General features: G+C 32.9%; 15 protein-coding genes. 14 read left to right on the top strand and 1 reads right to left on the bottom strand.

The features are described 5' to 3' along the window. The first annotated feature begins 5 nt into the window (after positions 1 to 5). The 8 genes from secE (at position 6) to rpoC (ending at position 11,755) form a co-directional block, all read left to right on the top strand. Positions 6 to 185 carry a preprotein translocase subunit SecE gene (gene secE / locus CCO88_RS04815; RefSeq protein ID WP_002780792.1) on the top strand — a complete coding sequence of 60 codons (180 nt, stop codon included), beginning with the start codon at positions 6 to 8 and terminating at the stop codon, positions 183 to 185. 13 nt (positions 186 to 198) lie between these two features. Beyond that, positions 199 to 732, top strand: a complete 534-nt coding sequence (gene nusG, locus CCO88_RS04810) for a transcription termination/antitermination protein NusG (protein WP_002779451.1) — start codon at positions 199 to 201, stop codon at positions 730 to 732. A gap of 25 nt (positions 733 to 757) precedes the next feature. Beyond that, on the top strand, positions 758 to 1,183 hold the full coding sequence (gene rplK / locus CCO88_RS04805) for a 50S ribosomal protein L11 (protein WP_002779452.1): 426 nt from the start codon (positions 758 to 760) through the stop codon (positions 1,181 to 1,183). Between the two features lie 57 nt (positions 1,184 to 1,240). Next, on the top strand, positions 1,241 to 1,942 hold the full coding sequence (rplA, locus tag CCO88_RS04800) for a 50S ribosomal protein L1 (protein ID WP_002779453.1): 702 nt from the start codon (positions 1,241 to 1,243) through the stop codon (positions 1,940 to 1,942). Positions 1,943 to 2,090: 148 nt separating this feature from the next. Further along, positions 2,091 to 2,570 (top strand): 50S ribosomal protein L10, encoded by a 480-nt coding sequence (rplJ, locus tag CCO88_RS04795; RefSeq protein ID WP_002806542.1) that lies wholly within the window; start codon positions 2,091 to 2,093, stop codon positions 2,568 to 2,570. A 17-nt stretch (positions 2,571 to 2,587) separates the two neighbouring features. Beyond that, positions 2,588 to 2,965: a 50S ribosomal protein L7/L12 gene (gene rplL, locus CCO88_RS04790; protein ID WP_002779455.1), complete on the top strand. Its 378-nt coding sequence runs from the start codon at positions 2,588 to 2,590 to the stop codon at positions 2,963 to 2,965. Between the two features lie 119 nt (positions 2,966 to 3,084). Beyond that, the gene (gene rpoB / locus CCO88_RS04785; RefSeq protein ID WP_002782940.1) at positions 3,085 to 7,212 is read left to right on the top strand and encodes a DNA-directed RNA polymerase subunit beta; all 4,128 of its coding nucleotides are present in this window, start codon (positions 3,085 to 3,087) and stop codon (positions 7,210 to 7,212) included. Next, positions 7,205 to 11,755, top strand: coding sequence for a DNA-directed RNA polymerase subunit beta' (gene rpoC, locus CCO88_RS04780; protein WP_002839623.1), 4,551 nt, complete (start codon positions 7,205 to 7,207; stop codon positions 11,753 to 11,755). Before rpoB ends, rpoC begins: the two co-directional genes overlap by 8 nt. 30 nt (positions 11,756 to 11,785) lie before the next feature. On the opposite strand, the gene CCO88_RS04775 is transcribed toward rpoC, so the two are convergent. Further along, entirely contained in the window at positions 11,786 to 12,547 is a 762-nt protein-coding gene (locus CCO88_RS04775; protein WP_002793545.1) for an IclR family transcriptional regulator, read from the bottom strand. 229 nt (positions 12,548 to 12,776) lie between these two features. Between CCO88_RS04775 and CCO88_RS04770 the strand changes: the two genes are divergently transcribed. The 6 genes from CCO88_RS04770 to fucP are packed head-to-tail and all read left to right on the top strand — an operon-like array spanning position 12,777 to position 18,450. Then, a complete protein-coding gene (locus CCO88_RS04770) occupies positions 12,777 to 13,685 on the top strand; it encodes a dihydrodipicolinate synthase family protein (RefSeq protein ID WP_002793543.1) in 909 nt (302 codons plus the stop codon). Further along, complete coding sequence (locus tag CCO88_RS04765; protein ID WP_002779462.1) at positions 13,682 to 13,945, top strand: UxaA family hydrolase; 264 nt, start codon at positions 13,682 to 13,684, stop codon at positions 13,943 to 13,945. Before CCO88_RS04770 ends, CCO88_RS04765 begins: the two co-directional genes overlap by 4 nt. Before the next feature lie 2 nt (positions 13,946 to 13,947). Then, positions 13,948 to 15,114 (top strand): UxaA family hydrolase, encoded by a 1,167-nt coding sequence (locus CCO88_RS04760; RefSeq protein WP_002806554.1) that lies wholly within the window; start codon positions 13,948 to 13,950, stop codon positions 15,112 to 15,114. A gap of 9 nt (positions 15,115 to 15,123) precedes the next feature. Further along, positions 15,124 to 16,395 carry an MFS transporter gene (locus CCO88_RS04755; RefSeq protein ID WP_002806556.1) on the top strand — a complete coding sequence of 424 codons (1,272 nt, stop codon included), beginning with the start codon at positions 15,124 to 15,126 and terminating at the stop codon, positions 16,393 to 16,395. A gap of 14 nt (positions 16,396 to 16,409) precedes the next feature. Beyond that, on the top strand, positions 16,410 to 17,198 hold the full coding sequence (locus tag CCO88_RS04750) for an SDR family oxidoreductase (protein ID WP_002779465.1): 789 nt from the start codon (positions 16,410 to 16,412) through the stop codon (positions 17,196 to 17,198). Positions 17,199 to 17,208: 10 nt separating this feature from the next. Then, positions 17,209 to 18,450, top strand: a complete 1,242-nt coding sequence (fucP, locus tag CCO88_RS04745; protein WP_002779466.1) for an L-fucose:H+ symporter permease — start codon at positions 17,209 to 17,211, stop codon at positions 18,448 to 18,450.

Here is an 18,450-nt window from a genome sequence, read left to right as displayed (position 1 = left end):
AATAAATGGAAAAATTAATAACTTATTTTAAATTATCAAAAGCCGAATTAAGGAAAGTAATTTTTCCTTTAAAAGAACAGGTAAGAAATGCTTATATTACAGTTTTTGTAGTGGTTGCGGTTATTTCTTTGTTTTTGGCGTTAGTGGATTGGATTATGTCCTCTATTGTTTCTGCGATTGTATAAAGGAGAACAAAATTTGAGTACTCATAAATGGTATGCAATCCAAACTTATGCTGGTAGCGAAATGGCAGTTAAAAGAGCCATTGAAAATTTAGTAAAAGATAATGGAATCGAAGAGCAACTAAAAGAAATAGTTGTTCCGACTGAAGATGTTATTGAATTTAAAAATGGAAAAGAGAAGATAAGTGAAAGAAGTTTGTATTCTGGGTATGTTTTTGCACATCTAGATTTAAATACAGAACTTTGGCATCGCATTCAATCTCTTCCAAAAGTTGGTCGTTTTATTGGAGAATCAAAAAAACCTACTCCTTTAACAGAAAAAGATATTAATTTAATTTTGGAAAAAGTGCATAATCGTGCTGCTCCAAAACCTAAAATCTCTTTTGAAGAAGGAGAAAATGTAAGAATTACTGAAGGTCCATTTGCAAACTTTACTGCTATAGTAGAAGAATACGATATGGTTCGTGGATTACTAAAACTTAATGTTTCTATTTTTGGACGTTCTACTCCAGTAGAGATCTTGTATTCTCAAGTTGAGAAAATAATTTAATTTATATCAAGTAAGGAGATTTGTTATGGCTAAAAAAGTCGTAGGCGAAATTAAATTGCAAATTGCAGCTACAAAAGCTAATCCATCACCACCTGTAGGTCCTGCTTTGGGTCAGCAAGGTGTAAATATCATGGAATTTTGTAAAGCTTTTAATGAAAGAACAAAGGATATGGCAGGATTTAATATTCCTGTTGTTATTACTGTTTATGCTGATAAAAGCTTTACTTTTATTACAAAACAGCCACCTGCTACAGATTTAATTAAAAAAGCAGCTGGAATTTCTAAAGGTACAGATAATCCACTTAAGAACAAGGTAGGTAAATTAACTCGTGCCCAAGTTTTAGAAATTGTTGATAAAAAAATTGCAGATTTAAATACTAAGGATAGAGATCAAGCTGCGAAAATTATTGCAGGTTCAGCTCGCTCTATGGGTGTTGAAATCGTAGATTAAAACCTTTTACCGCTAAGGTAAAAAGCGGTAGCACTTTAAAAATGCGGAGAAAAATATATGGCTAAAATAACTAAAAGATTAAAAGAATTATCACAAAAAATTGATGTAAGCAAAGAGTATGCTTTAAATGAAGCAATTGAAACAGTAAGAAATTTAAAATCTGCAAAATTTGATGAAACTGTTGAAATCGCACTTAAATTGAATGTTGATCCAAGACATGCAGATCAAATGGTTAGAGGTTCTGTTGTACTTCCTGCTGGAACAGGTAAAAAAGTTCGTGTAGCTGTTATTGCAAAAGATGCTAAGGCAGATGAAGCAAAAAATGCTGGAGCAGATATTGTAGGAAGTGATGACTTGATAGAAGAAATTCAAAAAGGCAATATGAATTTTGATGTATTAATCGCAACTCCTAATTTAATGGGTCTTGTGGGTAAAGTAGGTAGAATCTTAGGACCTAAAGGTTTAATGCCAAATCCAAAAACCGGAACAGTTACTATGGATGTAGCTCAAGCAGTTAATAATGCTAAAAGCGGACAAGTAAATTTCCGTGTAGACAAACAAGGAAATATTCATGCAGGCCTTGGAAAAGTAAGTTTTTCTAAAGAGCAACTTTGGGATAATATTTCTACTTTTATTAAAGCGATTAATAAACATAAACCTGCAGCAGCTAAAGGTAGATATATTAAAAGCGCAGCTTTGTCTTTAACAATGAGTCCTTCTGTAAAACTTGAAACGCAAGAATTACTTGATATGAAGTAAGAGTTGCTATAATGCAACTCTTTTTAAATAAACATCTGAAAAAATTTTTATTTTTTGAGATGTTTATTTTAGATTGAAGATAGTCGAGGCGAAAGCTTAATTTGGGTAAAACCACTCTGCTTGAAATCTCAATCGGAAAGGAGAAAATGTGACTAGAAGCGAAAAAGTTGAGATTATTGCTAAACTTCAAGAAGAATTTAAAATTAGCGAAGCAATTGTAGTTTGTAATTACAAAGGCTTGAGCACTAAAAAGCTTGAAGAACTTAGAAATAATGCGAGAGAAAACAATGTAAAAGTTCAAATTATTAAAAACACTTTGGCTAACATTGCTCTTAATAATTCCGGTAAAACAGGTCTGGTTCTTAAAGATACTAATATTTATCTTTGGGGCGAGGATCAACTTAGCGTTTCAAAAGTAGCAGCTAAATTTGAAGAAAATAATGATAAATTTGAAATTAAAACTGCTCATATTGAAGGCGAAGTTGCAGATGTTGCTAAGGTTAGAGCTTTGGCAAAAATGCCTTCTCGCAACGAGTTGCTTGCTATGCTTTTGCAAGTTTGGAATGCGCCAATTACCAATTTCACTATTGGTTTAAATGCGCTTAAAAATAAAAAAGAATCTGAATAATAAATAAAGGATAAAAAATGGCAATTTCTAAAGAAGATGTATTAGAATTTATTTCAAATTTAAGTGTTCTTGAGCTTTCTGAGCTTGTAAAAGAATTTGAAGAAAAATTTGGTGTATCTGCTGCTCCTGTAATGGTAGCAGGTGGTGCAGCAGCAGGTGGTGCAGCAGCTGCAGCTGAAGAAAAAACTGAATTTGATATCGTTTTAGTTGATGGTGGTGCTAAAAAGATCGAAGTAATTAAAATCGTTCGTGCTTTAACTGGTCTTGGACTTAAAGAAGCAAAAGATGCAGTAGAGCAAACACCTTCAACCTTAAAAGAAGGCGTGGCTAAAGCTGATGCAGAAGAAGCTAAAAAACAACTTGAAGAAGCTGGTGCTAAAGTAGAACTTAAGTAATTAAGCTTTAAAAGTTTAAGAAGATTTGCTTATTTAAGTAAGTCTTCTTTTTTATTTTTTACCTAGATATTAGGTCTTCTTTTTTAAATTTACAAAATTTACCACGAGGTATATGCAATATGTTAGACAATAAATTAAGAAATCGTTTAAGAGTAGATTTCTCCAATATTTCAAAGCAAATAGAAATTCCAAATCTTCTTCAACTTCAAAAAGCAAGTTTTGATTATTTTTTAAATCTTGAAAATGGTGAAAGTGGAATAGAAAAAGTATTTAAATCAATCTTTCCTATCCATGATCCACAAAATAGGTTAAGTCTTGAGTATGTTAGTAGCGAAATTGGAAAACCAAAATACACAATTCGTGAGTGCATGGAAAGAGGTTTGACTTACTCTGTAAATTTAAAAATGAAAATCCGTCTTACCTTACATGAGAAAGATGAGAAAACAGGTGAAAAAGTTGGTATAAAAGATATCAAGGAACAAGAAATTTATATAAGAGAAATTCCATTGATGACAGATAGGGTTTCTTTTATTATCAATGGGGTTGAAAGAGTTGTAGTTAATCAGCTTCATAGAAGTCCAGGCGTAATCTTCAAAGAAGAAGAAAGCTCGACTGTTGTTAATAAGCTTGTATACACTGCTCAAATTATTCCTGATCGCGGTTCTTGGCTTTATTTTGAATATGATGCTAAGGATGTATTGTATGTAAGGATTAATAAAAGAAGAAAAGTTCCAGTAACAATGCTTTTTAGAGCTTTAGGATATAAAAAACAAGATATTATTAAATTATTTTATCCTATTCAGACTATTCACGTTAAAAAAGATAAATTTTTAACAGAATTTAATCCAAGTGATTTTATGGATAGAATAGAATACGATATCAAGGATGAAAAGGGTAATATTATCCATCAAGCCGGTAAAAGATTAACCAAGAAAAAAGCCGAACAGCTTATTAAAGATGGCTTAAAATGGATAGAATATCCAGTAGAAATTTTGTTAAATCGTTATCTAGCCAATCCTATTATTGATAAAGAAAGTGGCGAAGTTTTATTTGACTCTCTAACTTTACTTGATGAAAGCAAACTTGCTAAAATTAAAGAGCAAAAAAGTTTTGAAATAGCTAATGACTTGGCAAATGGAGTGGATGCAGCTATTATTAATTCATTTGCACAAGATAATGAAACTTTAAAATTATTAAAACAAAGTGAAAATATCGATGATGAAAATGATTTAGCAGCTATTAGAATTTATAAAGTAATGCGCCCAGGTGAGCCTGTTGTAAAAGATGCGGCTAAAGCCTTTGTTAATGATTTATTTTTTAATCCTGAAAGATATGATCTTACTAAAGTAGGTCGTATGAAAATGAACCATAAACTAGGACTTGAAGTTCCAGAATATGTAACAGTTCTAACCAATGAAGACATTATCAAAACTGCAAAATATTTAATTAAAGTAAAAAATGGTAAAGGACATATTGATGATAGAGATCATTTAGGAAATCGTCGTATACGTTCTATAGGTGAACTTTTAGCTAATGAACTTCATTTAGGTCTTGCAAAAATGCAAAAGGCGATCAGAGATAAATTTACTTCTTTAAATGCGGATCTTGATAAAGTAATGCCTTATGATTTAATCAATCCTAAAATGATTACTACAACTATCATTGAATTTTTTACAGGAGGTCAGCTTTCGCAATTTATGGATCAAACCAACCCTTTAAGCGAGGTTACTCATAAGCGTCGTTTATCAGCGCTTGGTGAAGGTGGACTTGTAAAAGAAAGAGCAGGTTTTGAAGTACGTGATGTTCACTCGACACATTATGGTAGAATTTGTCCAGTTGAAACACCTGAAGGTCAAAATATTGGTTTGATTAACACTCTTTCTACTTATGCAAAAGTAAATGAACTTGGCTTTGTTGAAGCACCATATAGAAAAGTTGCAAATGGTAAAGTGACTAATGAAGTTGTTTATCTTACAGCGACACAAGAAGAAGGCTTGTTTATCGCACCAGCTTCAACTAAGGTTGATGCTAAAGGCAATATAGTAGAAGAATTTGTTGAGGCTAGACAAGATGGTGAAACTATACTTGCAAGACGCGAAGAAGTGCAATTAATCGATCTTTGCTCAGGTATGGTTGTTGGAGTTGCAGCTTCTTTGATTCCGTTTTTAGAGCACGATGATGCAAACAGAGCGCTAATGGGTTCAAACATGCAACGTCAAGCTGTGCCACTTCTTACTGCTTCAGCTCCGATAGTAGGAACAGGTATGGAACAAATTATTGCGCGTGATGCTTGGGAAGCTGTTAAAGCAAAGCGTGGCGGTGTGGTTGAGAAAGTGGATAATAAAAGCATTTTTATTTTAGGTGAAGATGATAAAGGTCCATTTATTGACCATTACACTATGGAGAAAAATTTAAGAACCAATCAAAATACAAATTATATTCAACACCCTATTGTTAAAAAAGGTGATATAGTAAAAGCAGGACAAATTATCGCAGATGGTCCTTCTATGGATCAAGGCGAACTTGCTATAGGTAAAAATGCTTTAATCGCTTTTATGCCTTGGAATGGTTATAACTATGAGGATGCTATAGTAGTAAGTGAAAGAATTATACGCGAAGATACTTTTACTAGTGTTCATATTTACGAAAAAGAAATTGAAGCAAGAGAACTAAAAGACGGTATAGAAGAAATTACCAAAGATATTCCAAATGTAAAAGAAGAAGATGTTGCGCATCTTGATGAGAGCGGTATTGCAAAAATTGGTACCCATATTAAACCAGGTATGATTTTGGTGGGTAAGGTTTCTCCAAAAGGTGAGGTTAAACCAACTCCTGAAGAAAGACTTTTAAGAGCGATTTTTGGAGAAAAAGCAGGACATGTTGTGAATAAATCCCTTTATGCAACCGCTTCTTTAGAGGGTGTTGTTGTGGATGTTAAAATTTTCACTAAAAAAGGCTATGAAAAAGATGATCGCGCAATAAAATCTTATGATAAAGAAAAAATGGCTTTAGAAAAAGAACATCATGATAGACTTTTGATGATGGATAGAGAAGAAATGCTTCGTGTTTGTGCTCTTCTTTCCAAAGCCCCTTTAAATAGCGATCAAAAAATTGGAGATAAAAATTATAAAAAAGGACAAACTGCAGATATTAGCGAACTTGAAAAAATCAATCGTTTTACTTTAACAACTTTGATTAAAGCTTATTCTAAAGAGATTCAAAAAGAATACGATGATTTAAAAAATCATTTCCAAAATGAGAAGAAAAAGCTTAAAGCTGAACATGATGAAAAACTTGAAATTTTAGAAAAAGATGATATCTTACCAAGTGGAGTAATTAAGCTTGTTAAGGTGTATATCGCAACAAAACGCAAGCTTAAAGTGGGCGATAAAATGGCAGGACGCCATGGAAACAAAGGTATAGTTTCTACTATAGTACCTGAAGTGGATATGCCTTATTTGCCAAATGGAAAAAGTGTGGATATTGCACTCAATCCACTTGGGGTTCCAAGCCGTATGAATATAGGGCAAATTTTAGAAAGCCACTTAGGTCTTGTAGGGCTTAGACTGGGTGATCAAATTCAAGAAATTTTTGACAGAAAACAAAAAGATTTCGTTAAAGAATTAAGAGCAAAAATGCTTGAAATATGTTCTATTCCAAGACTTGTAAATGAAAAAGAATTTATTAAAAATTTAAGCGATGAAGAGCTTTTAAATTACGCAAGAGATTGGAGCAAGGGTGTTAAATTTGCAACTCCTGTTTTCGAGGGAGTCAATATAGAAGAGTTTGCAAAACTTTTTGAAATAGCAAAGATTGACATGGATGGCAAAACAGAACTTTATGATGGGCGCACTGGAGAAAAAATCGCTGAGAGAGTTCATGTAGGATGTATGTATATGCTAAAACTTCACCATTTGGTCGATGAAAAAGTTCATGCTAGAAGTACTGGACCTTATAGTTTGGTTACCCAGCAGCCTGTGGGCGGTAAAGCACTCTTTGGTGGACAAAGATTTGGTGAAATGGAAGTTTGGGCGCTTGAAGCTTATGGAGCGGCTCATACCTTAAGAGAGATGCTTACTATAAAATCCGATGATGTTGAAGGTAGATTTAGTGCTTATAAAGCGCTTACCAAAGGAGAAAATGTCCCAGCAACAGGAATTCCGGAGACATTTTTTGTATTGACTAATGAGCTTAAGTCTCTAGCTTTAGATGTTGAGATTTTTGACAAGGATGAAGATAATGAGTAAATTTAAAGTAATAGAAATAAAAGAAGATGCAAGACCTAGGGATTTTGAAGCATTTCAACTTAGACTTGCAAGTCCTGAAAAAATTAAATCTTGGTCTTATGGTGAAGTAAAAAAGCCAGAGACTATTAATTATAGAACTTTAAAACCAGAAAGAGATGGGCTTTTTTGCGCTAAAATTTTTGGACCTATTAGAGATTATGAATGTCTTTGTGGTAAATACAAAAAAATGCGCTTTAAAGGCGTTAAGTGTGAAAAATGTGGAGTTGAAGTTGCAAATTCAAAAGTTCGTCGCTCTAGAATGGGGCATATTGAACTTGTAACCCCAGTAGCTCATATTTGGTATGTTAATTCTCTTCCAAGTCGTATAGGAACACTTCTAGGTGTTAAAATGAAGGATCTTGAACGCGTACTTTATTATGAGGCTTATATCGTGGAAAATGCAGGAGATGCGTATTATGATAATGAAAGCACCAAAAAAGTAGAATACTGCGATGTATTAAATGAAGAACAATATCAAAATTTGATGCAGCGTTATGAAAATAGTGGCTTTAAAGCAAGAATGGGGGGCGAAGTAGTCCGTGACTTGCTAGCAAATTTAGATCTTGTGGCGCTTTTAAATCAGCTTAAAGAAGAAATGGCTGCTACAAATTCAGAAGCTAAGAAAAAAACCATTATAAAGCGTTTAAAAGTTGTAGAAAACTTCTTAAATTCAAATTTAAATGCAAATACAAATAACGAAGATGCAGTACCAAATCGTCCTGAATGGATGATGATTACAAACTTACCTGTATTGCCACCTGATTTGCGTCCTTTGGTTGCTTTAGATGGGGGTAAATTTGCAGTTTCTGATGTAAATGATTTATACCGCCGTGTTATTAACAGAAATACACGTCTTAAAAAACTTATGGAGCTTGATGCGCCTGAAATTATTATCAGAAATGAAAAAAGAATGCTACAAGAAGCTGTAGATGCACTTTTTGATAATGGTCGTCGTGCTAATGCAGTTAAAGGAGCAAACAAACGCCCGTTAAAATCTTTGAGTGAAATTATCAAAGGTAAACAAGGTCGTTTTAGACAAAACTTGCTAGGTAAAAGGGTGGATTTTTCAGGTCGTAGCGTTATTGTTGTAGGACCAAAACTTAGAATGGATCAATGTGGCTTACCTAAAAAAATGGCTTTAGAACTTTTCAAGCCACATTTATTGGCTAAGCTTGAAGAAAAAGGTTATGCCACTACAGTAAAACAAGCTAAAAAAATGATAGAAAACAAAACTAATGAGGTTTGGGAATGTTTAGAAGAGGTGGTAAAAGGGCATCCTGTTATGTTAAACCGTGCTCCAACTCTACATAAACTTTCTATCCAAGCTTTCCATCCTGTTTTAGTTGAGGGGAAGGCAATACAACTCCATCCTTTAGTTTGTGCAGCATTTAACGCGGATTTTGATGGTGACCAAATGGCGGTGCATGTGCCACTTTCTCAAGAAGCGATCGCAGAATGTAAGGTTTTAATGCTTTCTTCTATGAATATTCTTTTGCCTGCAAGTGGAAAGTCTGTAACTGTACCTTCTCAAGATATGGTTTTAGGAATTTATTATCTTTCTTTGGAAAAAATGGGTGCAAAAGGTTCACATAAGATATGCACAGGCATTGATGAAGTAATGATGGCCCTTGAAAGTAAATGCCTTGATATTCATGCTAGCATTCAAACTATGGTTGATGGTAGAAAGATTACTACAACAGCAGGAAGACTTATTATTAAATCTATTTTACCTGATTTTGTTACTGAGAATATGTGGAATAAGGTTTTAAAAAAGAAAGATATTGCTGCACTTGTGGATCATGTATATAAACAAGGTGGTTTACAAACTACTGCAAGCTTTTTAGATAAACTTAAAAATTTAGGTTTTGAATATGCGACTAAGGCAGGTATTTCTATATCTATCGCTGATATTATCGTTCCTAATGATAAACAAAAGGCTATTGACGAGGCTAAAAAGCAAGTAAGAGAAATTCAAAATTCTTATAATCTTGGTTTGATCACTTCAGGTGAAAGATATAACAAAATTATTGATATTTGGAAAACCACTAACAATACTCTTTCAAGAGATATGATGAAGCTTGTTGAAAAAGATAAGGAAGGCTTTAATTCTATCTATATGATGGCAGATTCAGGTGCTAGAGGTAGTGCAGCTCAAATTTCTCAGCTTGCTGCTATGAGAGGACTTATGACTAAGCCTGATGGTTCGATCATCGAAACGCCTATTATTTCAAATTTCCGTGAAGGTTTGAATGTTCTTGAGTATTTTATCTCAACTCACGGGGCTAGAAAAGGTTTGGCAGATACCGCTCTTAAAACAGCAAATGCAGGTTATTTGACAAGAAAACTTATCGATGTAGCACAAAATGTAAAAATTACTGTTGAAGATTGTGGAACACATGAGGGTGTTGAAATCAATGAGATCACTGCAGATAGTTCTATTATAGAAACCTTGGAAGAAAGAATTTTAGGCAGGGTTATAGCTGAAGATGTAATCGATCCTATTACAAATTCTGTGCTTTTTACAGAAGGTACTTTAATGGATGAAGAAAAAGCCAGAATACTAGGTGAAAGTGGTGTGAAAAGCGTAAATATTCGCACTCCAATCACTTGTAAGGCTAAAAAAGGAATTTGTGCAAAATGTTACGGAATTAACCTAGGTGAAGGTAAGCTTGTTAAACCAGGTGAGGCAGTAGGTATCATTTCTGCTCAGTCTATTGGTGAACCAGGAACTCAGCTTACACTTAGAACTTTCCACAGCGGGGGAACTGCAAGTACAGATTTACAAGATAGACAGGTAAGCGCCCAAAAAGAAGGTTTTATAAGATTTTATAATCTTAAAACTTATAAAAATAAAGAGGGAAAAGACATAGTGGCTAATCGTAGAAATGCGGCTATTTTACTTGTAGAGCCAAAAATTAAAGCACCATTTAAGGGTATTATCAATATAGAAAATATCCACGAAGATGTAATTGTTTCTATAAAAGATAAAAAACAAGAAGCAAAATATATTCTTAGAAAATACGATCTTGCTAAACCAAATGAATTAGCGGGCGTTAGCGGAAGCATTGATGGAAAGCTTTATTTACCGTATCAAAGCGGTGCTGAAGTTGAAGAAAATGAAAGTATTGTTGAGATGATTAAAGAGGGTTGGAATGTGCCAAACCGTATTCCATTTGCAAGTGAAATTCTTGTAAAAGATGGGGATCCTGTTGTGCAAAATATCAAAGCAGGGGAAAAAGGAATTTTAAAATTCTATATTCTTAAGGGCGATCGACTTGATAGGGTTAGAAATATTAAAAAAGGCGATATAGTAAAAGAAAAAGGATTTTTTGTTGTAGTTGCTGATGAAAATGATAGAGAGGCAAAAAGACATTACATCCCAAGAGAGTCAAGAATAGAATTTAATGATAGCGAAGAGGTTAATTTTGATTCTATAATCGCTAGTGCGCCAAAACAAGAAAAGTCAGTTATTGCAGAATGGGATGCTTATAATAATACTATCATTGCAGAGATTGATGGTGTGGTAAGTTTTGAAGATATAGAAGCAGGTTATAGTGCAGATGAGCAAATCGATGAGGCAACAGGCAAGCGCTCGCTAGTGATCAATGAGTATTTACCAAGCGGAGTAAGACCGACTTTGATAATTGCAGGTAAAGGTGATAAAGCAGTGCGTTATCAGTTGGAGCCAAAAACGGTTATTTTTGTTCATGATGGTGATAAAATTTCTCAAGCAGATATTTTGGCAAAAACTCCAAAAGCAGCAGCGAAATCAAAAGACATTACCGGAGGTCTTCCAAGGGTTTCAGAGCTTTTTGAAGCAAGAAAACCAAAAAATGCAGCAGTAATTGCAGAGATTGACGGTGTGGTTCGTTTTGATAAGCCTTTACGCTCAAAAGAAAGATTGATTATCCAAGCAGAAGATGGCACAAGCGCAGAATATTTGATCGATAAATCAAAACATATTCAAGTAAGAGAAGGTGAATTTATTCACGCAGGTGAAAAGCTAACTGATGGAGTAGTTTCAAGTCACGATGTGCTTAAAATTTTAGGCGAAAAAGCCTTGCATTATTACTTGATTTCTGAAATTCAACAAGTATACCGAGGTCAAGGGGTTGTTATTTCTGATAAGCATATTGAGGTTATAGTTTCTCAAATGTTAAGACAGGTTAAAATTATTAATAGTGGACATACTAAATTTATCGAAGGGGATTTGGTTTCAAGACGCAAATTCCGCGAAGAAAATGAGCGAATTCTTAGATTGGGCGGAGAACCAGCTATTGCCGAACCTGTACTTTTAGGTGTTACAAGAGCAGCGATAGGCAGTGATAGTGTGATTTCTGCAGCTTCATTCCAAGAAACAACAAAAGTACTCACTGAAGCAAGTATCGCAGGTAAATTTGACTACTTAGAAGATTTAAAAGAAAATGTTATTCTAGGTAGAATGATTCCTGTTGGAACAGGGCTTTATGGCGAACAAAATTTAAAACTTAAAGAACAAGAATAAAACTCTATTTTATAGCCCTTCGGGGCTATATTAATACAGTGTATCTAAATCATTAAAATAAATTTTTAAAACTTTTTCTATTTTATTTTTTTCTTCTAGAAGTATTTTTTTATTTTTTTCTCTAAAAGCTTTATTAGAGCAATAAATTAGATAAGATATACTAATGGCAGCAATTATTTTATTTTTATGTTCTATGCCTATAGCCATACATTCAATTTGAGGATTCATTTCTCCAATTTCTATGGCAATTTTTTCTTTTTTAATTTGCTTGATTTGTTGATAGAGTTCATTTATATTATTTAAGGTGTTTTCTGTAATTTTATCAAAATTTTTAGGATAAAGTTTTTCTAATTCCTTTTTATTTTTATTTGATAGTAAGGCTTTGCCTAAAGATGTTGCATAAGCAGGATACGAAGTGCCTATAAAAGATTTTAATTGTACTGTATTATTGGCATCAATTTTTTCTAAATAAAGCACATTTCCATCTTTTAAAATTCCCATTTGACAAGTTTGATTGGTTAAATTTCTTATATTTTTCATATGCTTTTTGATTATTTCAAAAATATTATTTTCATTTTTTATATTACATCCTAATTCTATAATCTTAAAATCCAAATAATAACTTTTATTTTTTAAATCACATTTGATATATTTTTTTTCTTGAAGAGTTTGTAAAATAGGCCAAAGAGTTCCAGCAGGAATGTTTAATTTTTTAGCTATAGCACTTAAGGTAAGCTTTTCTTTTGCAAGTAATTCTAGAATATTTAATACTCTAAGAGTGGGCTGATGCATATTGTCTTTATCCTTGTTTTATTTTTATAAATTTTAGCATATTTTTTACTTTTAGTAACATAAAATCATAATTTTTATTATTTATTAATTTTAATATTTTTTTGTAAAAATTGGCAGTTAATAAGAATAAAATACGAATTTTTACCAAGTTAACAGCTTGATTTTTTTACAAATATTTTGTTATATTTTTTATATATAAATATATTTTTGTATATACGAAAGGAAAAAAATGGGAATTTTAAAAGGAACTTTACCGGCTTTACTTACTCCATATAAAGATGATGGAAGTATCAATGAAAAAGAATTTATTCGCTATTGTGAATTTGGTATTTCTAAAGGCTTGAACGGATTGTTTTGTAATGGAAGTGCAGGGGATTCTCAAGCTTTGAGCGTGGAAGAGCAAGTTAAGTTAATGAAACTCACCAAAAAGGCTACAAAAAATAATATACCTATCATCACGGGTATTACCTCGACAATTTATGAAAACACTTTTATTTTGGCGCAAAAAGCTTATGAATTAGGTCTTGATGCCTTATTACTTGCTATGCCTTATTATTATAAATTGAGTGAAGATGCACTTTTTGAATATGTAAAATATTTAGCTTCTGAAGTGAAACTTCCCTTATATGTTTATAATATACCTCTTTTTGCACCAGCACTAAGCTTAAAATTTATAGAAAAGGTTTCAAAGCTTGATAATGTTGTGGGTATAAAAGATAGTAGCGGAGATGCTTTGCTTTTAAATCATATTTTAGATGTAGTACCTAGTAATTTTGATGTTTTTGTAGGAAGAGAAGAATTTTATGTAGGTGCATTATTAGCAGGTGCAAAAGGTTCTATGACTAGCATAGGTGGAGTTTTTCCAGAACTTATGAGCGAAATTTACAAATCAATCAATGAAAAAAATATAGGCAGAGCTTTGCTAATACAAAAAAGTTTATTAAAGGCCATAAGATTTGGTATGAGCATAGCTTTTCCTATGGGTTTTGCTTTGCTTTTAAAGGCCAGAGGATTTGAATTTGTAAATGCTAGTATTCATCCTTTATCACCTGCTACAAAAGAAGAATTAAACACTCGCTTTGATGAAGCAAAAGAGCTTATTAAAACTATAGAAAAAGAAACAGGTATAAAACTATGAAAGGATATATTATAGTCAATGAAAAAGACAATGTTGCCACAGCTTTGCGTGACTTTAAAAAAGGCGAAAAAGTGGCAAATATTGAGCTTTTAAATGATATTGCAAGCGGACATAAATTTGCACTAAAGGATATAAAAAAAGATGAAATTATTATCAAATACGCAGAAGCTATAGCTAGTGCAAGTTGCGATATTAGTACAGGGGAATGGGTGCATATCCATAATACTGCGGGAATTAGAGGTCGTGGAGATAAGGAATAAATATGAAAAAGATAATGGGCTATAGAAGAGAAGATGGAAAATTTGGCTTAAGAAATAAAGTCATTATCATACCAAGTGTACATTGTGCTAATAAAGTGTGTGAAAATATAGCTAGAAAATGTAATGGAGCGGTTTATATCAACCATCAGCATGGTTGCTCCCAGCTTGAATTTGATGCTTTGCAAACCAGAGATGTTTTGATAGGTCATGGGAGCAATGCCAATGTTTTTGGTGTTTTAATTGTAGGGCTTGGTTGTGAGGTAATACAAGCTAAAGTAGTAGCAGAAAAAATCAAAGAAGCAACGCCTTATAAAAAGGTTGAATATTTAGTGATACAAGAATGCGGTGGTAGTAAAAATACCATTGAAAAAGGTATTAAAATAGTCAATGAAATGCTTGAAAGTGCTGCAAAGTTACAAAAAAGTGAAGGAGATTTTAGTGATTTGATTTTAGGCACAGAATGCGGTGGAAGTGATAGCTATAGCGGACTTAGTGCTAATCCTGCTTTAGGAAGTTTGAGTGATTTTGTCATTGATGAGGGTGGTGCGGTAATTTTAGCAGAAACTACAGAGCTTATAGGTTGTGAAGCTATACTTGCTAAGAGAGCAAAAAACGATGAAATAGCTAAAAAGGTATATGATAAGATTTTAGCTTATGAGAATTTAGTCAAGTCTTTTCGTGCTGATATTCGAGGAGCAAACCCTAGTCCGGGAAACATTGCAGGTGGGCTTAGTACTATAGAGGAAAAATCCTTAGGTTGTGTTTATAAAGCAGGAACCAGAACCTTAATGGATGTGATTGATTATGCCAAACCTATAGTTTCTAAAGGACTTACTTTTATGAATACGCCAGGTAATGATATAGAACAACTTAGTGCTATGGTTGCAGGTGGAGCAAATATTTGTGTTTTTACTACAGGTCGTGGCACTCCAACGGGTTCTGCTATTGTGCCTACAATTAAAATGAGTTCTAATACTTTTTGTTATGAAAATATGAATGATGCTATTGATATTAACGCAGGAAGCATTATAGATGGGGTAAAAACAAAAGAAGAAGTGCGTGATGAGCTTATAGAATTAATCGTGCGAATTTCAGATGGAGAATTGGTAAAAGCTGAAATAAACGAGCAAAATGATTTTTCAGTTTGGAGACTTGCTACAACTTGTTAGGGACTAAAAATGGGGCATTTAAAATTAACAAAATTAGAGCTGGTTTGTAAGAAAATATCTTGGCGTATTCTACCTTTAATTGTTTTGATGTTTTGTCTTTCTATGCTTGATAGGACAAATATTAGTTTTGTGAAATCTCACATCGAAATGGATGCGGGTATTAGCGAAACTGCGTATGCTTTGGGTGCTGGGATATTTTTTGTTGGTTATGCTTTGTTTGAAGTGCCTTCAAATTTACTTTTGCATAAATTAGGAGCTAAGATTTGGTTAAGTCGCATAATGATCACTTGGGGACTTGTAACTATGGCTATGATTTTTATACAAGGAGAAACAAGTTTTTATATATTAAGGTTTTTTCTAGGGTTGACTGAAGCAGGTTTTAGTCCAGGGATTATTTTGTATCTTAGTTATTTTTTTCCAGCTATATATCGATCAAAAGCTTATGGAATTTATCAAATGGGTGTGCCTATAGCTTTTGTTTTTGGTTCTTTAATCAGTGGTTTTATACTTGATTATGCACCAAATATGTATTTTAAAAATTGGCAGTGGATGTTTTTAATCGAGGGCGGAATTACTGTTTTGGTGGGTGTTTTTTGTTTGTTTTATCTTGACTCTTACCCAAAAGATGCTAAATGGTTGGATGTAAAAGAAAAAACTGTTTTATTAAAAAATATAGAAATTTGTAATTCCAAGGCAAAAGATTATTCTATCAAGGATATTTTTAAAAATATTTTAGTATGGAAATTTGTATTTGTTTATTTTTGCATACAATTAAGCGTTTATGGCGTTCTTTTTTATTTACCAAGTAAAATAGCTCAAATATTGCAAATAAATGTGGGTTTTGAAGTAGGGCTTTTAAATGCTATTCCTTGGATTTTTGTTTTTATCGCCTTGCCAATATTTACCTCATTGGCGGATAAAAAACGCTCTTGGAATTTATATGCGATTTTATTTTTATTATTAGCAAGTTTAAGCATGATAGCTTCGACTTTTGTTGCGAATTTAGCACCATTTTTATTTTTTATTAGCTTGGCTGTTATAGGTTTTATCGTAATTCAGCCTATATTTTGGAATTTACCAACTCAAGTTTTAAAGGGAAAAGGTGGTGCAGCTGCTATCGCACTTATAGGGTCTTTAGGAAATTTAGGTGGTTTTGTCGCACCGACTTTAAAAACATACATAGAAAATCATTTTGGGGTTGAGTTTGGACTTATAACACTAGCATTAATAGCAGTTTTAGGCGTATTGATATTAGTGCATTTAAAAATGACTTTAAATTAGATAAAGGAGAATAAATGGATTTAAAAATTAAAAATAAGGTTTGTATTATTACAGGTGGTGCTAAAGGCATTGGTTATGGTATTGCTAAATTATGGGCTATGGAGGGTGGAATTCCTGTAGTTTTTTCAAGATCTATGCCTAAAGAGCACGACGAAGAATTAAAAAATTTATGCAAAAGCTATGAATTTTATGAAATTGATCTAAAAAATTATGAACAAATTGAAGAACTTATAAAAAAAGTTGTTACAAAACATGGTGGAATTTATGCCCTTGTAAATAATGCAGGTGCAAATGATAATTTGCATATTGAAAACACAAGCACTAAAGATTTGATTAAATCTTACGAAAACAATCTTTTTCATTATTATGCTATGGCAAAAGAGTGTTTGCCTTATATTAAAAAAGAGCAAGGCAGTATTTTAAATATAGTGAGTAAAACAGGTATCACAGGACAAGGAAGAACTTCAGCTTATGCTTCGGCAAAAGCTGCTCAAATAGGTTTTACTAGGGAATGGGCTTGTGCTTTTGCTAAAGATAGTGTTAGAGTAAATGCCATAGCACCAGCTGAAGTTATGACTCCTCTTTATGAAAAATGGTTGCAAAATTTCCCTAACCCTAAAGAGCAATATGAGAAAATCGCAAAAACTATACCTTTAGGACATCGTTTTACCACTATAGAAGAGATTGCAAATACTGCAGTTTTTACACTTAGTCCTTTGGCTTCACATACTACAGGACAAATTTTAATGCCAGATGGAGGTTATGTTCATTTGGATAGAGCATTGAATTGGGATGAAATTTAAGGAGTAAAAAATGACTGATTCTAAGAATATAAAAATAGCTATTGTTTTGGTGACTTCTCTTTTCTTTTTATGGGGAGTAAGTTATGGGCTTATCGATGTAATGAATAAAAATTTTCAAAATCATCTTCACATTAGCCAGCATGAAAGTGGATTTTTACAATTTGCTTATTTTGGAGCTTATTTTATCATAGCCTTGCCAGCGGGTTATATAGCCAATAAGTATTCTTATAAAATGGGGATTATTTTCGGTTTAGCACTTTATGCTGTAGGGGCTTTGCTTATTATACCTGCTACAAATTTAGCTTCTTTTCATTTGTTTTTATTTGCGTTTTTTGTTTTAGCTTGTGGCATTGGTTCTTTAGAAACTAGTGCAAATCCTTACATGGTAAAACTTGGAGATGAAAAAAATGCAAGTTTTAGAATCAATGCCGCACAAAGTTTTAATGGTTTGGGACAATTTGTAGGACCTATTATAGGTGGAGCTTTATTTTTATCTATTACCAAGCAAGAAGAGGGTGCGAGTGCGGAGCAAATCGAAGCTGCATTGCTAGCCAATATGGGTAATGTTCAGCTTGTTTATGTAGGAATTGCTGCTATTGTTATTTTGATTTTAATTGCTTTTGTTCTAAATAAGCTTCCAGAAGGAAGTGCGGTAAGTGATGATTATAAACAAAAAGATGATTCTAAGCCTATACATGTTTTTAAACACAGACATTTTAATTTAGGACTTTTAGCGCAATTTTCATATATAGCAAATCAAGTTGCAGCAGGGGCGTTTTTTATTAATTATGTAGTAGATCATAATGAAGGATTAAAAGATGCGCAAGCTGCTTATTATTTTTCTATAGCTTTGGTTGCATTTATGCTAGGACGTATTGTTTCTACTCCTTTGATGAAAGTGATTAAAGGTGAGAAAATTTTAGGACTTTATTCTTTAATTAATGTACTCATATGCTTTGGCTTGTATTTTACGAGTGGTTTTTTAAGTACTATTCTTTTAATTGCTTTATTTTTCTTTATGTCTATCTCTTTTCCTACTATTTTTGCAGTTGCAACAAAGAATTTGCCTTTAAATCAAGTAAAACTAGGCGGTTCTTTGCTTGTAATGAGTATAGTAGGTGGAGCGATTATGCCTTTAATTATAGGTTTTATTAATGATCATTATGGCACAGGTATGGGGTATTTAGCAATGGCACCTTTATTTTTATATGTGGCTTGGTATGGTTTTGTTGGCTCAAAGATAAAGGCTTAA

Source organism: Campylobacter coli LMG 9860, from assembly GCF_000254135.1.
GTDB lineage: Bacteria > Campylobacterota > Campylobacteria > Campylobacterales > Campylobacteraceae > Campylobacter_D > Campylobacter_D coli.
Note: the sequence above shows the minus strand (reverse complement) of the source record. Positions and strands in the feature narration are given on the sequence as shown.